22 protein-coding genes are annotated in these 23,745 nt (G+C 69.7%); 20 read left to right on the top strand and 2 right to left on the bottom strand.

What is annotated here, in order from left to right; translation table 11 throughout:
• Positions 1-4 precede the first annotated feature (4 nt).
• Positions 5-1,597 carry an NAD(P)H-hydrate dehydratase gene (locus tag ACK4TH_RS00380; protein WP_409621045.1) on the bottom strand — a complete coding sequence of 531 codons (1,593 nt, stop codon included), beginning with the start codon at positions 1,595-1,597 and terminating at the stop codon, positions 5-7.
• Positions 1,598-1,813: 216 nt separating this feature from the next.
• On the opposite strand from ACK4TH_RS00380, the gene rpsB reads away from it, so the two are divergent.
• The 20 genes from rpsB to ACK4TH_RS00280 all read left to right on the top strand — a co-directional run bounded on the left by rpsB (position 1,814) and on the right by ACK4TH_RS00280 (position 22,864).
• Positions 1,814-2,557, top strand: coding sequence for a 30S ribosomal protein S2 (rpsB, locus tag ACK4TH_RS00375; protein ID WP_409621042.1), 744 nt, complete (start codon positions 1,814-1,816; stop codon positions 2,555-2,557).
• A gap of 108 nt (positions 2,558-2,665) precedes the next feature.
• Complete coding sequence (gene tsf, locus ACK4TH_RS00370) at positions 2,666-3,562, top strand: translation elongation factor Ts (protein WP_409621039.1); 897 nt, start codon at positions 2,666-2,668, stop codon at positions 3,560-3,562.
• Between the two features lie 114 nt (positions 3,563-3,676).
• Entirely contained in the window at positions 3,677-4,387 is a 711-nt protein-coding gene (pyrH, locus tag ACK4TH_RS00365; RefSeq protein ID WP_143968113.1) for a UMP kinase, read from the top strand.
• A gap of 19 nt (positions 4,388-4,406) precedes the next feature.
• Positions 4,407-4,970 (top strand): ribosome recycling factor, encoded by a 564-nt coding sequence (gene frr / locus ACK4TH_RS00360; protein WP_409621036.1) that lies wholly within the window; start codon positions 4,407-4,409, stop codon positions 4,968-4,970.
• Positions 4,971-4,980: 10 nt separating this feature from the next.
• Complete coding sequence (gene uppS / locus ACK4TH_RS00355) at positions 4,981-5,736, top strand: polyprenyl diphosphate synthase (RefSeq protein WP_409621033.1); 756 nt, start codon at positions 4,981-4,983, stop codon at positions 5,734-5,736.
• A 31-nt stretch (positions 5,737-5,767) separates the two neighbouring features.
• Complete coding sequence (locus ACK4TH_RS00350) at positions 5,768-6,607, top strand: phosphatidate cytidylyltransferase (RefSeq protein WP_409621031.1); 840 nt, start codon at positions 5,768-5,770, stop codon at positions 6,605-6,607.
• 55 nt (positions 6,608-6,662) lie between these two features.
• Positions 6,663-7,874 carry a 1-deoxy-D-xylulose-5-phosphate reductoisomerase gene (gene dxr, locus ACK4TH_RS00345; protein WP_409621028.1) on the top strand — a complete coding sequence of 404 codons (1,212 nt, stop codon included), beginning with the start codon at positions 6,663-6,665 and terminating at the stop codon, positions 7,872-7,874.
• Positions 7,875-7,912: 38 nt separating this feature from the next.
• Positions 7,913-9,274 carry an RIP metalloprotease RseP gene (gene rseP, locus ACK4TH_RS00340; RefSeq protein WP_409621026.1) on the top strand — a complete coding sequence of 454 codons (1,362 nt, stop codon included), beginning with the start codon at positions 7,913-7,915 and terminating at the stop codon, positions 9,272-9,274.
• 21 nt (positions 9,275-9,295) lie between these two features.
• The gene (gene bamA / locus ACK4TH_RS00335; protein ID WP_409621023.1) at positions 9,296-11,608 is read left to right on the top strand and encodes an outer membrane protein assembly factor BamA; all 2,313 of its coding nucleotides are present in this window, start codon (positions 9,296-9,298) and stop codon (positions 11,606-11,608) included.
• On the top strand, positions 11,608-12,126 hold the full coding sequence (locus ACK4TH_RS00330; protein ID WP_409621020.1) for an OmpH family outer membrane protein: 519 nt from the start codon (positions 11,608-11,610) through the stop codon (positions 12,124-12,126). The genes bamA and ACK4TH_RS00330 overlap by 1 nt, the downstream gene beginning before the upstream one ends.
• Positions 12,123-13,193: a UDP-3-O-(3-hydroxymyristoyl)glucosamine N-acyltransferase gene (gene lpxD, locus ACK4TH_RS00325; protein ID WP_409621017.1), complete on the top strand. Its 1,071-nt coding sequence runs from the start codon at positions 12,123-12,125 to the stop codon at positions 13,191-13,193. The genes ACK4TH_RS00330 and lpxD overlap by 4 nt, the downstream gene beginning before the upstream one ends.
• Positions 13,190-13,633 carry a 3-hydroxyacyl-ACP dehydratase FabZ gene (gene fabZ, locus ACK4TH_RS00320; protein WP_409621014.1) on the top strand — a complete coding sequence of 148 codons (444 nt, stop codon included), beginning with the start codon at positions 13,190-13,192 and terminating at the stop codon, positions 13,631-13,633. The genes lpxD and fabZ overlap by 4 nt, the downstream gene beginning before the upstream one ends.
• A 16-nt stretch (positions 13,634-13,649) precedes the next feature.
• Positions 13,650-14,462 (top strand): acyl-ACP--UDP-N-acetylglucosamine O-acyltransferase, encoded by an 813-nt coding sequence (gene lpxA, locus ACK4TH_RS00315; RefSeq protein ID WP_409621011.1) that lies wholly within the window; start codon positions 13,650-13,652, stop codon positions 14,460-14,462.
• Positions 14,463-14,481: 19 nt separating this feature from the next.
• The gene (gene lpxB, locus ACK4TH_RS00310; RefSeq protein ID WP_409621008.1) at positions 14,482-15,678 is read left to right on the top strand and encodes a lipid-A-disaccharide synthase; all 1,197 of its coding nucleotides are present in this window, start codon (positions 14,482-14,484) and stop codon (positions 15,676-15,678) included.
• The gene (rnhB, locus tag ACK4TH_RS00305; protein ID WP_409621005.1) at positions 15,651-16,376 is read left to right on the top strand and encodes a ribonuclease HII; all 726 of its coding nucleotides are present in this window, start codon (positions 15,651-15,653) and stop codon (positions 16,374-16,376) included. Before lpxB ends, rnhB begins: the two co-directional genes overlap by 28 nt.
• Positions 16,373-17,173, top strand: a complete 801-nt coding sequence (locus ACK4TH_RS00300) for a TrmH family RNA methyltransferase (RefSeq protein WP_409621002.1) — start codon at positions 16,373-16,375, stop codon at positions 17,171-17,173. Before rnhB ends, ACK4TH_RS00300 begins: the two co-directional genes overlap by 4 nt.
• Before the next feature lie 138 nt (positions 17,174-17,311).
• Complete coding sequence (gene carA / locus ACK4TH_RS00295) at positions 17,312-18,484, top strand: glutamine-hydrolyzing carbamoyl-phosphate synthase small subunit (RefSeq protein WP_409620999.1); 1,173 nt, start codon at positions 17,312-17,314, stop codon at positions 18,482-18,484.
• A gap of 4 nt (positions 18,485-18,488) precedes the next feature.
• Positions 18,489-21,755, top strand: a complete 3,267-nt coding sequence (carB, locus tag ACK4TH_RS00290) for a carbamoyl-phosphate synthase large subunit (protein WP_409620996.1) — start codon at positions 18,489-18,491, stop codon at positions 21,753-21,755.
• A 138-nt stretch (positions 21,756-21,893) separates the two neighbouring features.
• Positions 21,894-22,370, top strand: a complete 477-nt coding sequence (gene greA / locus ACK4TH_RS00285; protein ID WP_409620993.1) for a transcription elongation factor GreA — start codon at positions 21,894-21,896, stop codon at positions 22,368-22,370.
• On the top strand, positions 22,367-22,864 hold the full coding sequence (locus ACK4TH_RS00280) for a DUF4149 domain-containing protein (RefSeq protein WP_409620990.1): 498 nt from the start codon (positions 22,367-22,369) through the stop codon (positions 22,862-22,864). Before greA ends, ACK4TH_RS00280 begins: the two co-directional genes overlap by 4 nt.
• A gap of 20 nt (positions 22,865-22,884) precedes the next feature.
• On the opposite strand, the gene folD is transcribed toward ACK4TH_RS00280, so the two are convergent.
• Complete coding sequence (folD, locus tag ACK4TH_RS00275; RefSeq protein ID WP_409620987.1) at positions 22,885-23,739, bottom strand: bifunctional methylenetetrahydrofolate dehydrogenase/methenyltetrahydrofolate cyclohydrolase FolD; 855 nt, start codon at positions 23,737-23,739, stop codon at positions 22,885-22,887.
• Positions 23,740-23,745 lie beyond the last annotated feature (6 nt).

Raw genomic sequence — 23,745 nt, 5'->3', positions numbered from 1 at the left:
TCGTTCAGTCGAGCAGATCGGTGGCGGTCGGCGCCCATGCGCCTGTCCAGCGCTGGGTCAGCCGACCGTGGGCGGCCACCGCCTCGGCGATGGCGGCGGACGGATCGCCCGCGTTACCGTGGGCCAGCCGGGCCCCGATCAGGCCCGCCAGCACATCCCCGGTGCCCGCGCTGGCCAGCAGGCCATCGCCGCTGGCATTGACGATGGGGGCCGCGTCCGGCGCCGCGATGACCGTGCCACTGCCCTTGAGCACGACGATGGCGCCGAGCCGGTGCGCCAGTGCCTGGGCCGCACCCAATCGGTCGGCCTGCACGCTGGCCACATCGGTGCCGAGCAGGCGGGCAGCCTCCAGCGGGTGAGGGGTGAGGACGGTGCGCCAGCCCGCGGCACGCCGCCGTGCCCAGGGGGCGTCCGGTGTCGACTGGCTGGGACTGCCCTCGCGTGCCGCGGGCCCAAGCGCGTTGAGCGCGTCGGCGTCGAGCACCAAACGCGGCGCGCGGGCCAGCAGCGCGGGCAGCACCTCGGCCATCGATGCGCCACCGCCGCAGCCGGCGACCACCACCGCCTGTTCCGGCAGCGCGGATGCCAGCACGGCCTGGGCGGTGCGCAGCATCAGCGCGGGTTGACCGCCATCCCAAGGCGGCAGGTTCGCCTCGCCGTTCAGCAGCCCCAGGTACACCCGTCCGGCGCCCGCGCGCAAGGCGGCGCGCGCCGCCAGCACGGCGGCGCCGGCCATACCGACGCCGTGACCGGCGCTCGGCAACTGGCCGCCAACGACGACGACATCCCCCCGGCTGCCCTTGTGGCTGTCGTGCGCCCGACGCAATGCCGGCACATCCGGCCAACGGGCGGGCGTGGCCAGCCAGGCATCGGGGGCGTGGTGCGGGGCCGGGGCCACGCCCAGGTCGTCGAACCACATCGCCTCGCCCGCGCAGGAGCGGCCCAGCCCCGTGAACAAGCCGGGTTTGAGGGTCAGCAGCGAGAGGGTGATGCGGGGCGCGCCGGGCTGCGGCGGCGCATCGATCCACCAGCGCCCGGTGTCCGCGTCCAGCCCGCTGGGCAGGTCCACGCACAGGCTGGGCACTCGGCAGGCGTGCAGCCAGCGCAGGGCTTCCCGCGCCGGCCCGTCCACGGGGCGCGACAGCCCCAGGCCAAAGACCGCGTCGATGATCAGATCGGCCGGCGTGGCCGATGGCGTGGGGGCATCGATGATCTCGACCCCGGCGGCGCGGGCTTCGGACCACGCCCAGCGGGCGTCGTCCGGCATCCGGGCGGTGGGGCCCAGCGGCCAGACCTGTACGCCGGCACCCGGGATACCGCGCAGATGGCGCTGCAGCAGGGCGGCGGCCAACCACCCGTCCCCGCCGTTGTTGCCGCCCCCCGTGACCACCAACACGCGCCGTGCGTGGGGGCGCCAAGCGCGCGCCAGCCGTGCCACCGCCCGGCCGGCGCGTTGCATCAGCGTGTGCGGGGGCAGTCCCTCGGCGGCCTGCCGCTCGATCGTTCTCGACGCGGCGCTGCCGTACAGGGGCCAGCGGCGGGCCGACCCCGGCGCCGCGCCCTCGGTGCCGTCGCCGATCGGTACGATGCGCTCCATGCGTCCGCAGTATAGGGGGAGGTGGGTCTGAGAGAGCAATCGGGCGCCGAGCCCGGCATCGGGCTATAATCTACAGGTTTTGCAGATCGCACCTCCCGCCAGGAACGGATGCAAAACCAATCGCGAGACGGCCCTTCCAGGTGTCGGTCATGGCGGGGTATTCCGCCAGCCGATCCGGGCCGGCTTTAGACCCAACCTCAGGAACGAAAGACGATCATGTCCATTTCCATGCGCGAAATGCTGGAAGCCGGTGTCCATTTCGGGCACCAGACGCGCTTCTGGAACCCCAAGATGGCCCCGTTCATTTTCGGCCATCGCAACAAGATTCACATCATCAACCTCGAAAAGACGGTCCCGCTGTTCGAGGAAGCCCGCAAGTTCGTGCGTCAGCTCACCGCCAACGGCGGCACGGTGCTGATGGTGGGCACCAAGCGCCAGTCGCGTGACATCGTGGCCGCCGAGGCGCGCCGCGCCGGCATGCCCTACGTCGAGCAGCGCTGGCTGGGCGGCATGCTGACCAACTTCAAGACGGTCAAAACCTCCATCAAGCGCCTGAAGGACATGCAGGCCCAAAAAGAAGCCGGCCTGGACAGCATGTCCAAGAAAGAGCAGCTGCTGTTCAATCGCGAGATCGAAAAGCTCGAGAAAGACATCGGCGGTATCCAGGACATGGCGGCGTTGCCGGATGCGATCTTCGTGATCGACGTCGGCTACCACAAGATCGCCGTGGCCGAGGCCAAGAAGCTGGGCATCCCCGTGATCGGTGTGGTGGACACCAACCACTCGCCGGAAGGCATCGATTACGTGATTCCGGGCAACGATGACTCCGCCAAGGCGGTCGCCATCTATGCCCGCGGCATCGCCGATGCCGTGCTGGAAGGTCGCAACGCCGCCGTGAACAACGTCGTGCAGGCCGCGCGCGCCGGCGACGACGAGTTCGTCGAGGTCGAGGAAGCCTGAGCCCCAGCCGCGCGGTGAACGAAGGGGCTGCGTGCCCCTTTTTTGTCACCGTGCGGACACATACCCGGAATTACATTCGGGCGGCGCGCCGCCCACAGGAGCAATACGATGGCAGCTATCACCGCTAGCATGGTCGCGGAACTCCGCGCCAAGACCGACGCCCCTATGATGGAGTGCAAGAAGGCCCTGACCGAGGCCGACGGCAACATGGAGAAGGCCGAGGAAATCCTGCGCGTCAAGCTCGGCAACAAGGCCGGCAAGGCCGCCAGCCGCGTCACCGCCGAGGGCGTGGTCGCCTCGCACATCGCCGGCAACACCGGTGCGCTGATCGAGGTCAACTGCGAGACCGACTTCGTCTCCAAGAACGAGCTGTTTGCCGGCTTTTGCGCCGCGCTGGCCAAGCTGGTGGCCGAAAATGACCCCGCCGATGTGGCGGCCCTGTCCGCCCTGCCGCTGTCGATGGAAGGTTTCGGCCCGACCGTCGAGGACGTGCGCAAAGGCCTGATCGGCAAGATCGGCGAGAACATGACGATCCGCCGCTTCAAGCGCTACTCGGGCGGTGGTCAACTGGCCACCTACCTGCACGGCGTGCGCATCGGCGTGATGGTCGAGTTTGACGGCGATGCCGTGGCGGCCAAGGACGTGGCCATGCACATCGCCGCGATGAAGCCGGTGGCGACCTCGTCGGCCGACGTGCCGGCCGAGCTGGTGGCTAAGGAGCGCTCGATCGCCGAACAGAAGGCCGCCGAGTCGGGCAAGCCCGCCGAGATCATCGCCAAGATGGTGGAGGGTGCCGTGCAGAAGTACCTCAAGGAGGTGTCGCTGCTGGATCAGGTGTTCGTCAAGGCCGCCGACGGCAAACAAACCGTGGCTCAGTACCTGAAGGGCGCCAACACCACCGTCAAGGGCTTCACGCTCTACGTGGTGGGTGAGGGCATCGAGAAGAAGCAGGACGACTTCGCGGCCGAAGTGGCGGCCCAGGTCGCTGCGGCGCAAAAGGCCTGACCGGCGCCTCCCCCTTCCGAACGGCCGGCTCCTGTCCAGGGGTCGGCCGTTTTTGCAGCCCGCCTCGTCGCAACCCGTCCCCCGTACAATCCTTCCAAGGTAGCGAGTCCCGCCATGCCCGCATTGCAGCGCATCCTCCTCAAGCTCTCCGGTGAAGCCCTGATGGGCGACGAGGCCTTCGGCATCCACCGCGGCACGATCGAGCGCATCGTGGCCGAGGTCACCGAGGTCAGTCGCCTGGGTGTGCAGGTGGCCATCGTGATCGGCGGTGGCAACCTGTTCCGCGGCGTGGCTGGCGGGGCGGTGGGGATGGATCGCGCCACGGCCGATTACATGGGCATGCTGGCCACGGTCATGAATGCGCTGGCCATTGGCGACGCGCTGGAGCGCAGCGGCACCAAGGCGCGCGTCATGTCGGCCATCGCGATCGACCAGGTGGTCGAGCCCTATGTGCGCCCCAAGGCGCTGCAGTATCTGGAAGAGGGCAAGGTGGTGGTCTTTGCCGCCGGCACCGGCAACCCATTCTTCACCACCGACACCGCCGCGGCCCTGCGCGGCGCCGAAATCGGCGCCGAGATCGTGCTCAAGGCCACCAAGGTGGACGGTGTCTACACCGCCGACCCCAAAAAAGACCCGAACGCCACCCGCTACCAGCGCATCAGCTTTGACGAAGCCATGGTGCGCCAACTGCAGGTGATGGATGCGACGGCTTTTGCGCTGTGCCGTGACCAGAACCTGCCGGTGCGCGTGTTCTCCATCTTCAAGCCCGGTGCGCTCAAGCGCGTGGTGCAGGGCGAGGATGAGGGCACACTGGTGCACGTCTGAGACAACGAGAGGTCAATCGATGAGCAGCATCCCCGACATCAAGAAAACCGCCGAACAAAAGATGCAGCAGTCGCTGGAGGCGCTGCGCAGCAGCCTGGCCAAGGTGCGCACGGGCCGCGCCAACCCGGCGCTGCTGGACACCGTGCAGGTCGAGTACTACGGCAGCATGCTGCCGATCAGTCAGGTGGCCAATCTGTCGCTGCTCGATGCGCGCACCATCGGTGTGGCACCGTGGGAAAAGGGCATGGGCGCCAAGATCGAAAAGGCGATCCGCGAGTCCGATCTGGGTCTCAACCCGGCCTCGCACGGCGATCTGATCCGCGTGCCGATTCCGCCGATGACCGAGGAGCGCCGCCGCGAGCTGACCAAGGTCGTCAAGGCCGAAGGCGAGCATGCCAAAGTCGCGATCCGCAACCTGCGCCGCGACGCCAACGAACACGTCAAGCGCCTGGTCAAGGACAAGCTCGCCTCCGAGGACGACGAGCGTCGCGCGCAGGACGACATCCAGAAGTTGACCGACCGCATGATCGCCGAGGTCGACAAGATGGTGGCGGCCAAGGAAGCCGACATCATGGCCATCTGAGGCGGGCTGCATGTCCGTCACTCCCGCCGCGGCCCCCGGCGCCGCCCCCGACGTCACGGGCCGGGTGCCGCACCACGTGGCCATCGTCATGGACGGCAATGGCCGCTGGGCGCGCCAACGGCTGCTGCCTCGCGTGGCCGGACACCGCGCGGGCATGGAGACGCTGCGCCGCGTGATCGGCTGGAGCGTGCAGCGCGGTGTCCGGGTGCTGACCGTGTTCGCGTTCTCGTCAGAAAACTGGAACCGTCCCCAGGATGAGGTCGGCGCCATCCTGCGCCTGATGGTCCAGGCCCTGATGGATGAGGTCCCCCGGCTGGACGAGGCCGGCGTGCGCTTGCATGTGCCCGGCTCGCGCGAGGGGCTGCCCTCCGCGCTGGTGGAAGGCATTGCCCAGGCGCAGCGCCGAACCGCCGGCAACGATCGGCTGGTGCTCAACGTGTGCTTCAACTACGGCGGGCGGTGGGACATCGTGCAGGCCGCGCAGGCGCTCGCAGCGCGCGGCGAGCCGATCACGGAATCCTCCCTGTCGGCGACCCTGGCCTTGGCCCATGTGCCGGATCCGGATCTGGTGATCCGCACGGGGGGGGAACAGCGCATCAGCAATTTTTTGCTCTGGCAGATCGCCTACAGCGAGCTGTTTTTCACCGACCGCCTCTGGCCCGCCTTTGACGAAGCGGAGTACGACCGCGCCTTGGCGGCGTATGCGCAGCGCCAGCGGCGCTTTGGGCGCACGCCCGAGCAGGTGCAGGCCTCGCGGGCGGCCTGAGGCGCGGCCAACCGCACAACAGGATACCCCCATGTTGCTGCAACGCGTGATCACGGCGGTGGCGCTGCTGCTGGTGCTGTTGCCGGCCATGGTGTATGCCGGGTCGCTGCCGTTCGCGGCCGTCACCGGCGTGTTGATGGGGGCGGCTGGATGGGAGTGGTCCCGGTTGAACGGCGGTGGCCCCAAGGGGGCTCTCGTCAGCGGTGTGGGCCTGACGGGCGTGCTCGGGCTGGCGTGGGGGGTATGGGGCGATGCGCCCTGGCCGGCGATGGTTTGGTGGGGCATCACTGCGCTGTGGGCCGCCGTGCTGGTGCTGGCTTTGCGGCAAGGGGTGGAGGCTTGGGGGCGTTGGCCCGTCGCGCTGCGGCTGCCCTTGGGCTGGTTGGCTCTGGCGGGCGCGTGGTGGGCGCTCGTCAGCCTGCACGCCCGCGGCCTGGGTGTGCTGCTGAGCGCGCTGCTTCTGGTGTGGGTGGCGGACATCGCCGCGTACTTTGGCGGCAAGGCGTTTGGCCGGCGCAAGCTCGCGCCGCGCATCAGCCCGGGCAAGAGCTGGGAGGGGGTCGTCAGCGGCGCGCTGGCCGTTTTGGCGCTGGCCTTCGCCTGGACGGCCCTGGCCGCCGTGTGGGAGCCGGCCACGCAGGGGCTGTACCCCATCCTCGTTGCGCGCGGGCTGGGGGTGGCGATTCCGGCGCTGTTGCTGTTGACGGCCGGCAGTGTCGCCGGAGATTTGTTCGAATCGCTCGTCAAGCGCAGCGCCGGAGTCAAGGACTCCAGCGCGCTGCTGCCTGGTCATGGGGGGGTGCTCGACCGCGTCGATGCACTGCTGCCGGTGTTGCCGGCGGCGATGGCGCTGCTGGCGAGCGCGGCGTGAACCGACCCCTGGCGACCACAACGCCTTTCGTCTCCGGCCCCTTGGATCATTCCGCATGACCCCCGCCATCCCCACCGAGGCCTCGTCCCCCCGCCAGCGCATCGCGGTGCTCGGCGCCACCGGCTCGATCGGGACCAACACGCTCGACGTGGTGGCCCGCCACCCGGACCGCTTCGAGGTCGTGGCCCTGAGCGCCGAGCGGCAGGTCGATGCGCTGCTGGCGCTGTGCGAGCGCTTCCGTCCCCGCTGGGCGGTGATTGGCGCGTCCCGGCTCGATGAACTGGCGGCCGGCCTGCGCCAGCGTGGCCTGTCCACGCAGGCGCTGGGCGGGCCGGCCGGGCTGAACGAGATGGCCGCGCACCCCGAGGTCGATACCGTCATGGCGGCCATCGTCGGAGCGGCGGGACTCGCCCCCTGTCTGGCGGCGGCCCATGCGGGCAAGCGCCTGCTGCTGGCCAACAAAGAGGCGTTGGTCGTCGGGGGCGAGGTGTTTCTGGCCGCCGTGCGCGCCGGTGGGGCACGGCTGTTGCCGATCGACAGCGAGCACTCGGCGATCTTCCAAGCCCTGCCCGAGCATCCCGAGACCTGGGCCGAGCGGGTCGAGAAAATCGTGCTGACCGCCTCGGGCGGGCCGTTTCGGCAGCGCGATCCCGCGACGCTGGCCACGGTCACGCCGCAAGAGGCCTGCGCCCACCCCAACTGGGTCATGGGGCGCAAGATCTCGGTCGATTCGGCGACGATGATGAACAAGGCGTTGGAGGTCATCGAGGCGCGCTACCTGTTCGGCTTTGCGCCGGAGCAGATCGACGTGGTCATCCATCCGCAGAGCGTGGTGCACTCGATGGTCCAGTACCGCGACCGCTCCGTCGTGGCGCAGCTCGGCACGCCGGACATGCGCGTGCCCATCGCCTACGGGCTGAGTTGGCCGGAGCGCATCGCATCGGGGGCCGAGCCCCTCGACTTCGCGACGCTGGGCGCGTTGACGTTCGAGCCGCCGGACCCACGGCGCTTTCCCGGCCTGTTCCTCGCCTGGGAGGCGCTGCGCGCCCCGGCAGGCACGACCGCCGTGCTGAATGCCGCCAACGAGGTGGCGGTCGACGCTTTCCTGTCCGGGCGGCTGCGCTTCGACCATATCCACGCGGTCAACCACGGAACGCTGGAAGCCTTCGTCCCCTCCAAACCGGGGTCGCTGGACGACCTGCTGGCCATCGACCGGGAGGCGCGGGCGCGGGCCATCGAGCGCGTTCGGGGGTTGGCGCGGCACTGAAGGCGTGGCCGTCTGCGCGACCCCATGGAAGACACCCGATGATTACCGTTTTGTCGTTTCTGGTCGCGATCGCCGTCCTGATCGCCGTGCACGAGTGGGGGCACTACCGCATGGCGGTGGCCTGCGGGGTGCCGGTGCTGCGGTTTTCGATCGGCTTGGGCCGGCCGCTGTTGACGTGGCGCAACCGCCGGGGCACCGAGTTCGTCGTCGCGGCCTTGCCTCTGGGCGGCTATGTGCGCATGCTCGACGAGCGGGAGGCGCCGGTGGCGGCCGCGCAGCGACACCTGGCCTTCAATGCGCAGCCGCTGCGCCGTCGGGCGGCCATCGTGGCGGCCGGGCCGGCCGCCAATCTGCTGTTGGCGGTCGCGCTCTATGCCTTCGTGGCGTGGTGGGGGGTGCCGCAGGCGCAGCCCGTGCTCGCCAGCCCGACCGCGGCTTCGCTGGCCGAGCGGGTCGGCATCCGCGGCGGTGAATGGGTGAGCGCTGCCGCCACGGCCGACGAGGCCCCACAGGCGGTGCGCTCCTTCGACGAACTGCGCTGGCGGCTGACGCAGGCGGCGTTGGAGGGTCAAGATCTGCGGCTGTGGCTCGGCGACGGACCGCAGTCCCCGGGGCGTGAGGTCACGCTGCCGCTGTCCACCCTGGATGTGCACGACGTCGATGCACGCCTGTTCGAGCGCATAGGCATCGTGGCCCCGTGGTCGGCGCCGCAGCTTGGCGAGGTCATGCCGGATGGCGCCGCTGCTGCGGCGGGCCTGCGCCCGGGCGATCGCGTGCTGGCGGTCGATGGCGAGATCATGGTCGATGCCCAGCAACTGCGCGCGCGCATCCGCTCTGCCGTGGACGAGCGCGGCCAAGCACGGCCCCAGCGCTGGCGCATCGAGCGCGACGGGGCCGTGCAAGAGGTGACGGTCACACCACGCCCGCAGCAGCAAGGCGATGCCTGGGTGGGCCGGGTGGGCGCCATGGTGGGCGCGGCCCCCGCGATGACGGTGGTCGAGCATGGGGTGTTGGACGCCCTGGGCGAGGGGCTGCGCCGCACCTGGGAGGTGTCCGTCCTGTCGCTGCAGATGCTGGGCAAGATGCTGATCGGCGAGGCTTCGCTGCGCAACCTGAGCGGCCCCCTGACGATTGCCGACTACGCCGGGCAGTCCGCCAGCCTGGGGTGGATCCCGTTTCTGACGTTTTTGGCCTTGGTGAGCGTGAGCCTGGGCGTGCTCAACCTGCTGCCGCTGCCCGTCCTGGATGGGGGGCACCTGATGTATTATCTTTGGGAGGCGGTGGCCGGCCGGCCGCCGTCCGAGGTGTGGATGGACCGGCTGCAGCGAGGGGGCGTGGCCCTGCTCGTCGCCCTGATGTCGCTGGCCATCTTCAACGATCTTGCCCGATTGCTCGGCTGACCCCGGGCAGACCCGCACCGCATGAAACCATCTCACGAGCGCTCCTGGCGCGTGCGCGCCGGCGTCCTGCTGGCGACGCTGGCCACCGCCCTGCCGGCCTGGGCCGTCAATCCCTTCACCGTCCGTGACATCCGCGTCGAAGGCCTGCAGCGGGTCGAGCCGGGCACGGTGTTCGCGTCGCTGCCGTTCCGCGTGGGCGATACCTATTCGGACGAGCAGGGCGCCGCGGCGATTCGCGCGCTGTTCGGCTTGGGGCTGTTTTCGGACGTGCGGCTGCAGGTCGATGGTGACGTGCTGGTGGTCATCGTCGAGGAGCGCCCGACGGTGGCCGACGTCAGCTTCACCGGGGTCAAGGAGTTCGACAACGAGGTGCTGCGCAAGGCACTGCGCGACATCGGGCTGACGGAGGGGCGGCCGTTCGACCGGGCGCTCGCCGACCGCGCGGAGCAGGAACTCAAGCGCCAGTACCTCAACCGCAGCATGTACGCGGTGCAGGTGACGACCACCGTCACGCCGATCGAGCGCAACCGCGTCAACTTCAACTTCAACGTCGTCGAGGGCGACGTCACCAAGATCCGCGAGATCCGCATCGTCGGCGCGCAGGCCTTCCCCGAAAAGACGCTGCTGGACCTGTTCGACCTCGACACTGGCGGTTGGCTGAGCTGGTACACCAAGAGCGACCGCTATTCGCGCGCCAAGCTCAACGCCGATCTGGAGACGCTGCGCTCGTACTACCTGACGCGCGGTTACCTGGAGTTCAACATCGACTCCACCCAGGTGGCGCTGTCGCCGGACAAGTCCACGCTGACGCTGACCATCAACATCACCGAAGGCCAGCGCTACGCGGTATCCGCGGTGCGGCTGGAGGGGGACTATCTGGGCAAGGAGGCCGAGTTCCAGTCGCTCGTGCGCATCCAGCCTGGGCAGGCCTACAACGCCGAACAGGTGGCCGAGACCGTCAAGGCCTTCACCGACTATTACGGGGCGTTTGGCTATGCCTTCGCGCGCGTCGAGGCCGTGCCCGAGATCGACCGCGAGCGCAACCGCGTCGCCCTCGTGCTGCGCGGGCAACCGTCGCGGCGGGCGTATGTGCGCCGCATTCAGATCGAAGGCAACAACCGCACCCGCGACGAAGTCATCCGGCGCGAATTCCGCCAGCTCGAGTCGGCCTGGTACGACAGCGACAAAATTCGTCTGTCGCGCGACCGGGTGGACCGCTTGGGCTTTTTCACCGAGGTGCGCATCGACACCCAAGAGGTGCCCGGCGCACCGGATCAGGTGGACCTCGTCCTGACGGTGGTCGAAAAACCGACCGGCAACCTCACGGTGGGCGCGGGTTACTCGCAGGCCGAAAAGCTCTCGCTGCTGGCCGGTATTCAGCAGGAGAACGTCTTTGGCACGGGCAACTACCTCGGGCTCAACGTCAACACCAGCAAGTTCAACCGGCAGTTCGTGCTCAGCACGACCAACCCGTATTTCACCGAGGACGGCATCTCGCGCACGTTGGACGTGTACTACCGCACGACCCGTCCGCTCGATGCCCAGGAGGGCGACTACCGTCTGGTGACGCCGGGGGCGAGCATCCGCTTCGGCGTGCCCTTCACCGAGACCGACACGGTGTTCTTCGGCATCGGCATCGAAAAGACGAAGATCGAGCCGGGCGACCGCATGCCCGTGGCCTACAACGACTTCATCCGCGACTTCGGCAGCTCGCCGACATCGGTGCCGTTGACGATCGGCTGGGCGCGCGACGAACGCGACAGCGCCCTCGTGCCAACCCAGGGCACCCTCAAGCGCGTCAACGGCGAGGTCGGCATCGCCGGCGATACCCGCTACGTCAAAGCCAGCGCCCAATACCAGCAGTACATCCCGCTGAACCGCAAGTTCACTCTGGCTTTCAACGCGGAGGCCGGCTGGGCCAAGGGCCTGAGCGGCAAGCCCGTCCCGCTGTTCAAGTATTTCTACGGCGGCGGTCTGGGGTCGGTGCGCGGCTTCGAGCAGGGCACGCTGGGCCTGCAGAGCGCGCTGACCAACAGCACCGACAAGGCCTATCTGGGCGGCAACAAAATGGTGCTGCTCAACACCGAGCTGATCACGCCCTTCCCCGGCGCGGGCAACGACCGCACCTTGCGCATGTTCGGCTTTTTCGATGTCGGCAACGTCTACGCGCCGGATCAGAAGTTCTCGTTGTCTGATCTGCGCGCCTCCGCAGGCATCGGCGTGAGCTGGATTTCGCCAGTCGGCCCGCTTAGAATCGCGTTCGCCAAGCCGCTGCGCAAGCAGGCCGGCGACAAGACGCAGACCGTCCAATTCTCGATCGGTACCGCTTTCTGATGAAACACATGACCCGGACCTGGGGCGCCCGCTGGGTGCTTGCCGTGGCCGTTGCCGCAGCCTCCACCGCGGCGCTTGCCCAGGATCTCAAGATCGGCTTCGTGAGCACCGAACGCATCTTGCGTGACTCCAACGCGGCCAAGGCCGCCCAGACCCGCCTGGAGCAGGAGTTCTCGCGCCGGGAGCGTGAGATCGACGCCCTGGGCAACCAGTTGCGCCAAGCGACCGAAAAGCTCGAAAAAGACGCGCCGACGTTGTCCGAATCGCAGCGCGCGACGCGCCAGCGCCAACTGGCCGAACTGGATCGCGACTTTCAACGCCGCCGGCGCGAATTCCAGGAGGACCTCGCCCAGCGCCGCAACGAAGAGCTGCAGCAGGTCATCGAACGCGCCAACCGTGTGATCAAGCAGATCGCCGAGACCGAAAAGTACGATCTGATCCTCCAGGAAGCGGTTTACATCGCCCCGCGCCACGACATCACCGACAAGGTGATTTCGGGGCTGAACAACGCCAAGTGAGCGCTCGCCTGACCGACCTGCGCGCCGCCCTGGGCGGCGTTTTGCATGGCGCGGGCGATCGGGTCGTGGCACGCATCGCGCCGCTGGCCGAGGCTGGGGAGGATGCCATGTCCTTCGTCGCCCATCCACGTTACCGCGCGGCGTTGGCCGGTTCGCGGGCTGGAGTGGTGATCGCGCCGCCCGATCTGGTCGCGGATGTCCTGGCCCGTCCCGAGCCGCCTGCCGGCGGCTGGGCGTGTTGGGAAAGCCCGGATCCTTACCACACTTTCGCCTGCTTGACACAATGGTGGCGCGCGCACGTGCAGCCGCGCCCGGCACCTTGCGGGGTGCACCCGACCGCCTGGGTGGCGCCGGGTGCGCGCGTGCACCCGACGGCGCGGCTCGGCCCCTTCGCGGTGGTGGAGGAGGGCGCGGTGGTCGAGGAGGATGCCGAGCTGGGTGCGCATGCGGTGGTGCAGGCGCGCGCGCACGTCGGCGCCGGCACGCGGCTCGGGCCCCACGTCGTGCTCGGGTATGACTGCCGCATCGGTGCGCGCGGCCTGGTGCACGGCGGCACGGTGATCGGCGCCGACGGCTTTGGCTTCGCGCCGGTGCCGCTGCCCGGCGGCGAGGGCAGACGCTGGGAGAAGATCGAGCAGCTCGGCGCCGTGCGCATCGGCGACGACGTGGAGATCGGCGCCAACTGCTGCATCGACCGCGGCGCGCTTGGTGACACGGTGCTGGAAGACGGCGTCAAGCTCGACAATCTGATCCAGATCGGCCACAACGTGCACGTGGGGCGTCACACCGCGATGGCCGGCTGCGTCGGCATCGCCGGCTCGGCGCGCATCGGGGCGTTCTGCACGCTGGGTGGCGGGGCCATCGTGCTCGGCCACCTGGAACTCGCGGACCACGTGCACATCTCGGCGGCGTCGGTGGTGATGCGCTCGATTCAGCAGCCGGGGCAGTACAGCGGCATCTTCCCGATCGACGACAATCGCGCCTGGGAGAAGAACGCCGCGACGCTGCGCCAGCTGCACGCGCTGCGCGAGCGCCTCAAGGCCCTGGAACGACGCACGACCCCATGATGGACATCCACCAGATTCTCAAGCAACTGCCGCACCGCTACCCGATCCTGCTGGTGGACCGGGTGCTGGAGCTGCACCAAGGCGCCTCGATCCGCGCGCTGAAGAACGTCACCATCAACGAGCCGGTGTTCACCGGGCACTTTCCGCATCGCCCGGTGTTTCCGGGCGTGCTGATGCTGGAGGCGCTGGCGCAGACGGCAGCGCTGCTGGCCTTTGCCACGCTGGAGGTGACGCCGGACGACCAGACGGTGTATTACTTCGCCGGCATCGACGGCGCGCGCTTCAAGCGGCCGGTGGAGCCGGGCGACCAGCTCGTGATGGACGTGACGCTGGAGCGCATGAAGGCCGGCATCTTCAAGTTCAAGGGCGTGGCCCGCGTCGGCGACGAGATCGCCTGCGAGGCCGAGCTGATGTGCACGATGCGCCGCATCGCCGGCTGAGCCCGGATCGCTGCCGATGGCCCGCATCCACCCGACCGCGCTGGTCGATCCCAAGGCCGAGCTCGACGCCGACGTCGAGATCGGCCCCTACACCCTCGTCGGCCCGCATGTGCGCATCGGTGCCGGCACCACGGTCGGCGCGCACTGCGTGCTCGACGGCCACACGACGATCGGGCGCGACAACCGCATCTACCCGTTCGTCAGCCTGGGGCTGCCGAACCAGGACAAGAAATACCGCGGCGAGCCGTGCCAGCTTGTCATCGGCGATCGCAACACCATCCGCGAATACAGCACCTACCACGTCGGCACCGTGCAGGGCGGGGGCGTGACGCGCCTGGGCGACGACAACTGGATGATGGCCTACACCCACCTGGCGCACGACTGCGTGGTCGGCAGCCACACGATCTTCGCCAACAACGCGCAGCTGGCGGGCCATGTGCAGGTCGGCGATTGGGCGATCCTGGGGGGCTTTACGGTCGTGCACCAGTTCGTGCGCGTCGGCGCGCACGCGATGACGGCGATGTGCGCGCTGCTGTTCGCGGACGTGCCGCCGTTCGTGATGGCGCAGGGCCAGCCGGCGCAGGCGCGCTCGATGAACTTCGAGGGGCTGCGCCGCCGCGGGTTTTCGGCGCAGCGCATCGCTGCCGTCAAGGCGATGCACAAGGCGCTCTACCGCGAAGGGCTGACGCTCGTGCAGGCGCTCGAGCGCATCGAGGCGCTGGCGCAGTCGCACCCCGAGGCCGCCGCGGACGTGGCGCTGATGCGCGACTTCTTGGCCGGCGTCGATGCGCAGCGCGGCATCGTGCGCGCGCGCCGCGGCGAGGCTTGAGCGAGCGCCACGGGGTCGGATGAGCCACGTGCTTCAGGACACGTCCCACGACGCGGCTGCGCCGCGGCTGGCGCTGGTGGCCGGCGAGGCCTCGGGCGACGTGCTGGCCGCGCAGCTGCTGCAGGGGCTGCGCGCGCGCTGGCCGGCGCTGCACGCCGCCGGCATCGGCGGGCCGGCGCTGCAGGCGCAGCGCTTCGAGGCCTGGTGGCCGAGCGACAAGCTCGCCGTGCGCGGCTATGTCGAGGTGCTGCGCCACTACCGCGAGATCGTCGGCATCCGCCGCCGCCTGCGCGCGCGGCTGCTGCACGAGCGCCCGGCGCTGTTCGTCGGCGTCGATGCGCCGGACTTCAACCTGCCGCTGGAGGCCGACCTGCGCGCGGCGGGCATCCCGACGGTGCACTTCGTCGCGCCGGCCATCTGGGCCTGGCGCCCGGAGCGCGTCGAGCTGATCCGCCGCGCCTGCGACCACGTGCTGTGCATCTTCCCGTTCGAGCCGGCGCTGCTGGCCCCGCACGGCATCGCCGCCACCTACGTCGGCCACCCCTTGGCCAGCGTCATCCCGCTGCGGCCGGACCGCGCCGGGGCGCGTGCGGCGCTGGGCCTGGACGACGCGCAGCCACTGGTGGCGCTGCTGCCCGGCAGTCGCCGCGCCGAAATCGACCATCTGCTGCCGCGCTTTCTCGCGGCGGTGGCGATCCTGCGCGCCGAGCGGCCGGGGCTGCGCTTCGTGCTGCCGGCGGTGCCGGCGCTGGAAGGGTTCATCCGCACCCAGGTGGCTGCCAGTCCCCACGCGGCGGCGATCACCGTGCTGCGCGGGCAGGCGCACACGGCGCTGGCCGCCTGCGATGCCGTGCTGGTGGCCAGCGGCACCGCGACGCTGGAGGCAGCGCTGTTCAAGCGCCCGATGGTGATCGCCTACCACATGCACCCGCTGTCGTGGTGGCTGACGCGACGCAAGATGCGCCAGCCGTGGGTCGGGCTACCCAACATCCTGTGCGGCGAGTTCGTCGTGCCGGAGCTGTTGCAGGACGCCGCCACGCCCGCGGCGTTGGCCGAGGCGACGCTGGCGTGGCTGGCCGACGACGCGGCGGCGCACGTGCGGCGCGAGCGCCTGGTGGCGCGCTTCGACGCGCTGCACGCCGAGCTGCGGCGCGACACCGCGGCGCTGGCGGTGCAGGCGATCGCCCCATGGATCGGACGCGGGGGGGCGGCGTGAGCACCGACCCGTTGTCCAGGCCCGCATCTGCCCGTGCGGGCCGCCGCAACCGGACGCCGCTGGTTCAAGCCCAGGCTGCGGTCCATCAATATGCTTTCGACTGGGGCGATGGGGGCCTGGTGGCTGGGGTGGACGAGGCCGGCCGGGGACCGCTGGCCGGGCCAGTCGTGGCCGCCGCCGTCATCCTGGATGATCAAGATCCGATCGACGGCGTGGCCGATTCCAAGACCCTGACTGCCGCCCGGCGCGAGGCGCTTTATGAAATCATTCGGGCGCGGGCGCTGTGCCTGGGCGTCGGCATCGCCAGTGTGGAAGAGATCGACCGGCTGAATATTCTGCAGGCGACGCTGCTGGCCATGCAGCGCGCGGTAGCCGGGCTGCGGCTGCGGCCGTCGCTGGTGCTGGTGGATGGCAATCGCCTGCCGGTGCTGGAGATGCGGGCCGAAGCCGTGGTGCGCGGCGATGCGACCGTGGCGGCCATCGCCGCCGCCTCGATCGTGGCCAAGGTGACGCGCGACCGCCTGATGGACGAGGCACATGCCGCCCACCCGGCATACGGCTTCGACCGGCACCGCGGCTATGGCACGGCGCAGCACCTGCGCGCCCTGCGGCAGTACGGCCCCACGCCGTGGCACCGGCGCAGCTTCGCGCCCGTGGCCGAGGCGCTGCGCGCATCGACTGTGGGGGCTGCCGCATGACCCCGCTGCGCCCACCCGAGCCGATTGCCTCGCGCGACAACCCGCGCGTCAAACGCCTGCGGCGCCTGGTGCAAGATGGCAGTGCCTACCGGCGCGAGGGCGTCGTCTGGGTCGAAGGCGACCATTTGTGCCGCGCCCTGCTGACCCGCGGCTGGCAACCCGAGGCGGTGGTCGCCAGCCCCGCTGGCTTGACCTGGGTGGATGCGTGGCGGCAGGCCGGCGCCCTCGCGCCCGAGGTGCCCGTCTGGGTGTTGACCGAGGCGCTGATGGCGCAGCTCAGTCCGCTGGAGTCGGCTGCCCACGTCGGCTGTCTGGTCCCCGTGCCGGCCTCTCCGACCATGCAGGCCGGTGTGCCCACCGTGGTGCTGGACCGGCTGCAAGACCCGGGCAACGTCGGCTCCATCCTGCGCAGTGCGGCAGCCTTCGGTTTTCGGCAGGTGGTGGCGCTGCGCGGAACGGCGGCGCTGTGGTCGCCCAAGGTGCTGCGTGCCGGCATGGGGGCGCACTTCGGCCTCACCCTGGTCGAGGCGGTGGACGCCACCTGTTTGGCCGATTTGCAGGTGCCGCTGCTGGCCACCAGTTCCCATCACGGGGACTGGCTGCACGAAGCCCGCCTGCCGTGGCCGTGCGCGTGGTTGTTGGGCCATGAAGGGCAGGGCGTGCGCCCGGACCTGTTGGCGCAGGCGGCCCAGACGGTGAGGATCATCCAGCCCGGCGGCGAGGAGTCGCTCAACGTGGCCGCCGCCGCGGCGATCTGCCTGCACGCCAGCGCGTCGGCGGTGTTCGGCGGGCTATAATTCCAAGGTTTACCCAGACCGTCCGTGTCCACTCGGTGACTGTCCTGCGAGCCCCCCGACCGCCCCGCGGTCCCCGGGCGCTGCGGCGGACGGGGCCGGGTGGGTGCGGGTGCGTCCAAACCTTCCTGGAGAGTGTCCGTGTTTCCCGTCCTTGCACCCGCCATCCTCGCGCTCGCAGACGGCACGGTCTTTGAAGGTGTGGCCATCGGTTCGACCGGCCAGACCGTGGGTGAGGTGGTGTTCAATACCGCCCTCACCGGTTATCAGGAAATCCTCACCGACCCCAGCTACCGCCAGCAGATCGTGACCCTCACGTATCCGCACATCGGCAACGTCGGGGTCAATGGCGAGGACATCGAATCCGGCGCCATCCAGGCCGCCGGCCTGATCATCAAGGACCTGCCCCAGCTTCATTCCAATTTTCGCGCCGATCAGTCCCTGGGCGACTACCTGCGCCGCGAGGGCATCGTCGCCATCGCGGGGCTGGACACGCGCGCGCTGACGCGCCGCCTGCGCGAGCACGGCGCGCAAAATGGCGCCATTGTCGCGCTGCGTCCGGGCGAGGCGATCACCGACCCCGTGCGCGCCGAGGCCGTGGCCGCCGCGCGCGCGGCGCCCAGCATGGCCGGGCTGGATCTGGCGCAGACCGTCACCACCGCCCAGCCGTACGAGTGGACCGAGACCGAGTGGCGGCTGCAGCGCGAGGACGGCACGCGCGGCTACGGGCGTCTGGCGCAGCCGCGTTTTCATGTGGTCGCCTACGACTTTGGCGTCAAGCGCAACATCCTGCGCATGCTGGCCGAGCGCGGCTGCCGCGTCACCGTGGTGCCGGCGCGCACGCCAGCCGCGGACGTGCTGGCGCTGCGGCCGGACGGCGTGTTCCTCTCCAACGGCCCTGGCGATCCCGAGCCGTGCGATTACGCGATTGCGGCGGCGGCCACCGTCATCGAGCGCGGCGTGCCGACGTTCGGCATCTGCCTGGGGCACCAGATTCTGGCGCTGGCCAGCGGTGCGCGCACGTTCAAGATGAAGTTTGGCCACCACGGCGCCAACCACCCGGTCAAAGACCTCGACACCGGGCGCGTCAGCATCACCAGCCAGAACCACGGCTTCGCGGTCGATGAGACCAGCCTGCCCGCGACGCTGCGCGCCACCCACGTCAGTCTGTTCGATGGCACGCTGCAGGGCATCGCGCGCACCGACCGCCCGGCATTCGGCTTCCAGGGCCACCCCGAGGCCAGCCCCGGCCCGCATGACATCGCCTACCTGTTCGACCGCTTCACGGCCCTGATGGCCGCTGCCGGAAAGTGATTCCATGCCCAAGCGCACCGACCTTCACAGCATCCTCATCATCGGCGCCGGGCCCATCGTCATCGGCCAGGCGTGCGAGTTCGACTACTCCGGCGTGCAGGCCTGCAAGGCCCTGCGCGAGGAGGGCTACCGCGTCATTCTGATCAACAGCAACCCGGCCACGATCATGACCGACCCGGCCACGGCCGATGCGGTCTACATCGAGCCGATCACTTGGCAGACGGTCGAGCGAATCATCGCCCAGGAGCGCCCGGACGCCATCCTGCCGACCATGGGCGGGCAGACCGCGCTGAACTGCGCGCTGGATCTGTGGCGCCACGGCGTGCTGGAGCGCTACGGCTGCGAGCTGATCGGCGCCCGCCCGCAGGCCATCGACAAGGCGGAGGACCGCCAGAAGTTCAAGGAGGCGATGACGCGCATCGGGCTGGAGTCGGCCCGTTCCGGCATCGCGCACAGCATGGAGGAGGCCTGGGCGGTGCAGCGCGCGGTGGGCTTCCCGGCGGTGATCCGGCCCAGCTTCACGCTCGGGGGCACGGGCGGCGGCATCGCCTACAACCCGGAGGAGTTCGAGACCATCTGCAAGCGCGGGCTGGAGGCCTCACCGACCTCGGAGCTGCTGATCGAGGAGTCGCTGGTCGGCTGGAAAGAGTTCGAGATGGAGGTGGTGCGCGACAAGGCAGACAACTGCATCATCGTCTGCTCGATCGAGAACCTCGACCCGATGGGCGTGCACACCGGCGACTCGATCACCGTGGCGCCGGCGCAGACGCTGACCGACAAGGAATACCAGCGCATGCGGGACGCCTCGATCGCCGTGCTGCGCGAGATCGGGGTGGACACCGGCGGCTCCAACGTGCAGTTCGCGATCAACCCCGCCAACGGGCGCATGATCGTCATCGAGATGAACCCGCGCGTGAGCCGCTCCTCGGCCTTGGCGTCCAAGGCCACGGGGTTCCCGATCGCCAAGGTGGCGGCCAAGCTCGCGGTCGGCTACACGCTGGACGAACTGCGCAACGACATCACCGGCGGGGCCACGCCGGCGTCGTTCGAGCCGACCATCGACTACGTCGTCACCAAGATCCCGCGCTTCGCGTTCGAGAAGTTTCCGCAGGCCAACGACCGCCTGACGACGCAGATGAAGTCGGTCGGCGAGGTGATGGCCATCGGCCGCACGTTCCAGGAAAGCTTCCAGAAAGCGCTGCGCGGACTGGAGGTCGGCGTCGATGGCATGAATGAGAAGACCCAGGACCGCGAGACGCTCGAGCGCGAGCTCGGCGAGCCGGGGCCGGAGCGCATCTGGTACGTTGGCGACGCCTTCGCGGCCGGCTGGTCGCTGGAGGAGGTGCACCACTTCACCAAGATCGACAAGTGGTTCCTGGTGCAGATCCAGGAGATCGTGCAGATCGAGCTGGCGCTGGACCGCCACACGGCGCAGCACGGCGCGCGGGCGCTGGAGGCGCTGGAGGCCGCGACGCTGCGCACGCTCAAGCGCAAAGGCTTTTCCGACCGGCGGCTGGCCAAGCTGCTGGCCACCACGGAGGACGCCGTGCGGGCACGCCGCCATGCGCTGGGCGTGCGTCCGGTGTACAAGCGCGTCGACACCTGCGCGGCGGAATTCGCCAGCCACACCGCCTACCTCTACTCCACCTACGAGCAGGAGTGCGAGGCCGCGCCGAGCGATCGGCGCAAGATCATCGTGCTGGGCGGCGGCCCCAACCGCATCGGCCAGGGCATCGAGTTCGACTACTGCTGCGTGCACGCGGCGCTCGCCTTGCGCGAGGACGGCTTCGAGACCATCATGGTCAACTGCAACCCGGAGACTGTTTCCACCGACTACGACACCAGCGACCGGCTCTACTTCGAGCCGCTGACGCTGGAGGACGTGCTGGAGATCGTCGCGGTGGAGCGGCCCGAAGGCGTCATCGTCCAGTACGGCGGCCAGACGCCGCTGAAGTTGGCGCTGGGGCTGGAGCGCGCCGGCGTGCCGATCATCGGCACGACGCCCGACATGATCGACGCCGCCGAGGACCGCGAGCGCTTCCAGCAGATGCTGCACCGGCTGGGCCTGAAGCAGCCGCCCAACGCCACCGCGCGCACCGAGGCCGAGGCGATGGAGAAGGCCGCCGAGCTCGGCTACCCGCTCGTGGTGCGGCCGAGCTACGTGCTGGGCGGGCGCGCGATGGAGATCGTGCACGAGCCGCGCGATCTGGAGCGCTACATGCGCGAGGCGGTCAAGGTCAGCAACGACTCGCCGGTGCTGCTGGACCGCTTCCTCAACGACGCCATCGAGTGCGACGTCGACTGCGTTCGCGACGCCAGCGGCCAGGTGCTGATCGGCGGCGTGATGGAACACATCGAGCAGGCGGGCGTGCACTCAGGCGACTCGGCCTGCTCGCTGCCGCCGTATTATCTGTCCGCGGCCACCGTGGCCGAGATCAAGCGCCAGACCGCGGCGCTGGCCGAGGCGCTGCAGGTGGTTGGCCTGATGAATGTGCAGTTCGCCATTCAAGAAGTCGAGGAGGGCGGCGCCAAGCGCGACGTGATTTACGTGCTGGAGGTCAACCCGCGCGCCAGCCGCACCGTGCCGTTCGTCTCCAAGGCCACCGGCATCCCGCTGGCCAAGGTGGCGGCGCGTTGCATGGCCGGCAGGACGCTCGCGCAGCAGGGCGTCACGCGCGAGGTCACGCCGCCGTACTTCAGCGTCAAGGAGGCGGTGTTCCCGTTCGTCAAGTTCCCGGGCGTGGACACCATCCTGGGGCCGGAGATGAAGTCCACCGGCGAAGTGATGGGCGTGGGCCGCACCTTCGGCGAGGCGTTCGTCAAGAGCCAGCTCGGCGCCGGCGTGCGCCTGCCGCGACCCACCGACGCGGTGCGCAAGATCTTCCTGTCCGTCAAGCCCGGCGACAAGGCGCGCGTGGTGCCGATCGCGCGCGACCTGGCGGCGATGGGCTTCGAGCTCGTGGCCACGCGCGGCACCGCCGCGGCGATCCAGGCCGCCGGCATCCCGTGCGCGGTGGTCAACAAGGTCACCGAGGGCCGCCCCAACATCGTCGACATGATCAAGAACGGCGAGATCGCCATGGTCATCAACACGGTGGAGGAGCGCCGCAACGCGATCGCCGACTCGCGCTACATCCGCGTGGCGTCGCTGGCCAACCGCGTGACCACCATCACGACGATCTTCGGCGCCGAGGCGGCGGTAGAGGGCATGAAGGTGATGGACGACCTGCCGGTGTATGCGCTGGCGGAGCTGCACGCCCAACTGGTGTGATGCGGTGACCACAGCGCCCCGCCGGGCTGGCCGTCTGGCGGGGTGATCGTGCGGTAAACCGGTTATCATTGCAGGCGACACGACACCGCCGAACGGCAACGCTCGGCGGTTTGCTTTTGTGCGACAAGGATTGCTTCCATGCCCACCATTCCGCTGACCAAGCGCGGTGCCGACAAGCTCAAAGAGGAGCTGCACCGTCTGAAGACCGTCGAGCGTCCCGCCGTCATCCAGGCCATCGCCGAGGCGCGCGCGCAGGGCGACCTGAGCGAGAATGCCGAATACGACGCCGCCAAGGACCGCCAGGGCTTCATCGAAGGCCGCATCAAGGAGATCGAGGGCAAACTCGCCGCGGCCCAGATCATCGACCCGGCGCAGCTCGACGCCGGCGGCAAGGTGGTGTTCGGCGCCACCGTCGAGCTGGAGGACGAGGCCACCGGCGAGACCGTCACCTACCAGATCGTCGGCGAGGATGAGGCCGACCTGAAGCTCGGGCTGATCAACGTCTCCAGCCCCATCGCGCGCGCGCTGATCGGCAAGGAGGAGGGCGACGTCGCCGAGGTGCAGGCACCCAACGGCGTGCGCCGCTACGAGATCGTGGCCGTGCGCTACGCGTGAGGGCGCAGCCGGTGCGGGCCCTCTGGCAACCCTGGCAAGCCTGGACGCAGCGCTGGCCGCTGCTGGTGGCGGCGCTGTGGTGGGGGGCGGTGACGGCGTGGAGCTTCGTCGCCGTGCCACTGCTGTTTGCCCACTTCGACAACCCGGCGGTGGCCGGCGGCATGGCCGCGCGGCTGTTCCAGGTGCAGTCGTGGGTGAGTGTGGCTGCGGCCCTGGCGCTGCTGCTGTGGGGCCGCGCGCAGCGCGGCCGCGGCCAGGCAGGCGACGCCAGCTGGGCGCTGCTGCCGTGGCTGCTGCTCGGGGCGTTGGCGGGGCTGGTGCAGGAGTTTGGGGTGGCCCAGCGCATCCTCACCGCCCGCCAGACCGGTGCGAACCTGGCGTTGTGGCACGGCCTGGGGACGCTGCTGGTGGCGCTGCAGTGGCTGTGTGCGCTGCGCAGCCTGTGGTGGCTGGCCGGGCGGGACCGCCGTGCGTCAGAGGTGGGCGGTCGCTGAGGCGTGAACGAGTGAGGGGCTCAGCCGACCGCGCGCTCCGTTGCCTCGACCGTATTCAGCAGCAGCATCGCGATCGTCATCGGCCCCACACCGCCGGGCACCGGGGTAATCCAGCCGGCCACCTCGCGCACAGCGTCGAAGTCGACGTCGCCGCACAGCTTGCTATCGGGCAGGCGGTTGATGCCGACGTCGAGCACGACGGCACCGGGCTTGACCATGTCGGCGCCGATCATGCGCGGTTTGCCGACGGCGGCCACCAGGATGTCGGCCTGGCGCGTGTGGTGAGCCAGGTCCGCGGTGCCGCTGTGGCAGATCGTCACGGTGGCGCCGGCCTGCAGCAGCAGCAGCGCCATCGGCTTGCCGACGATGTTGCTGCGGCCCACGACCACGGCGTGCTGGCCGCGCAGGTCGGTGCGGCCGATGTGCTCCAGCATCTTCATGCAGCCGTATGGCGTGCAGGGCCGGAAGGCCGGCTGGCCGACCAGCAGCGCGCCGGCGTTGGCGACGTGAAAGCCGTCGACGTCCTTGTCCGGCGCGATGGCCTCGATGACCCGCTGGGCATTCAGATGCGCCGGCAGCGGCAGCTGCACCAGGATGCCGTGGATGGCGGGGTCGGCGTTGAGGGCAGCGATGCGTGCCAGCAGCTCGTCCTCGGTCAGGCTGGCGGGGTAGGTTTCCAGCACGGAGTGGATGCCGGCCTCGCCGCAGGCCTTGACCTTGTTGCGAACGTAGACCTGGCTGGCGGGGTCGTCGCCGACCAGGATCACCGCAAGGCCCGGGCGGTGGCCGCGGGCCGCGAGCGCTGCGGCGCGTTCGGCCACGCGTTGGCGCCAGTGGCGCGCCAGCGCCACGCCGTCGATCAGTTGGGCGGTCATGGGGAG

It is taken from the genome of Tepidimonas sp. (assembly GCF_046292505.1).
Classification (GTDB): domain Bacteria; phylum Pseudomonadota; class Gammaproteobacteria; order Burkholderiales; family Burkholderiaceae_C; genus Tepidimonas.
This window is presented reverse-complemented; position numbering and strand designations above follow the sequence as displayed.

What these genes read in the sequence shown, in the direction of transcription:
- ACK4TH_RS00380 (WP_409621045.1), bottom strand. Translation starts at nt 1,597, where the DNA reads ATGGAGCGCATCGTACCGATCGGCGACGGCACCGAGGGCGCGGCGCCG.
- bamA (WP_409621023.1), top strand. Translation starts at nt 9,296, where the DNA reads ATGAAACCATCTCACGAGCGCTCCTGGCGCGTGCGCGCCGGCGTCCTG.
- lpxA (WP_409621011.1), top strand. Translation starts at nt 13,650, where the DNA reads ATGGCCCGCATCCACCCGACCGCGCTGGTCGATCCCAAGGCCGAGCTC.
- ACK4TH_RS00300 (WP_409621002.1), top strand. Translation starts at nt 16,373, where the DNA reads ATGACCCCGCTGCGCCCACCCGAGCCGATTGCCTCGCGCGACAACCCG.
- ACK4TH_RS00350 (WP_409621031.1), top strand. Translation starts at nt 5,768, where the DNA reads ATGTTGCTGCAACGCGTGATCACGGCGGTGGCGCTGCTGCTGGTGCTG.
- greA (WP_409620993.1), top strand. Translation starts at nt 21,894, where the DNA reads ATGCCCACCATTCCGCTGACCAAGCGCGGTGCCGACAAGCTCAAAGAG.
- tsf (WP_409621039.1), top strand. Translation starts at nt 2,666, where the DNA reads ATGGCAGCTATCACCGCTAGCATGGTCGCGGAACTCCGCGCCAAGACC.
- fabZ (WP_409621014.1), top strand. Translation starts at nt 13,190, where the DNA reads ATGATGGACATCCACCAGATTCTCAAGCAACTGCCGCACCGCTACCCG.
- carB (WP_409620996.1), top strand. Translation starts at nt 18,489, where the DNA reads ATGCCCAAGCGCACCGACCTTCACAGCATCCTCATCATCGGCGCCGGG.
- uppS (WP_409621033.1), top strand. Translation starts at nt 4,981, where the DNA reads ATGTCCGTCACTCCCGCCGCGGCCCCCGGCGCCGCCCCCGACGTCACG.
- frr (WP_409621036.1), top strand. Translation starts at nt 4,407, where the DNA reads ATGAGCAGCATCCCCGACATCAAGAAAACCGCCGAACAAAAGATGCAG.
- folD (WP_409620987.1), bottom strand. Translation starts at nt 23,739, where the DNA reads ATGACCGCCCAACTGATCGACGGCGTGGCGCTGGCGCGCCACTGGCGC.
- pyrH (WP_143968113.1), top strand. Translation starts at nt 3,677, where the DNA reads ATGCCCGCATTGCAGCGCATCCTCCTCAAGCTCTCCGGTGAAGCCCTG.
- rseP (WP_409621026.1), top strand. Translation starts at nt 7,913, where the DNA reads ATGATTACCGTTTTGTCGTTTCTGGTCGCGATCGCCGTCCTGATCGCC.
- lpxB (WP_409621008.1), top strand. Translation starts at nt 14,482, where the DNA reads ATGAGCCACGTGCTTCAGGACACGTCCCACGACGCGGCTGCGCCGCGG.
- rpsB (WP_409621042.1), top strand. Translation starts at nt 1,814, where the DNA reads ATGTCCATTTCCATGCGCGAAATGCTGGAAGCCGGTGTCCATTTCGGG.
- rnhB (WP_409621005.1), top strand. Translation starts at nt 15,651, where the DNA reads ATGGATCGGACGCGGGGGGGCGGCGTGAGCACCGACCCGTTGTCCAGG.
- dxr (WP_409621028.1), top strand. Translation starts at nt 6,663, where the DNA reads ATGACCCCCGCCATCCCCACCGAGGCCTCGTCCCCCCGCCAGCGCATC.
- ACK4TH_RS00330 (WP_409621020.1), top strand. Translation starts at nt 11,608, where the DNA reads ATGAAACACATGACCCGGACCTGGGGCGCCCGCTGGGTGCTTGCCGTG.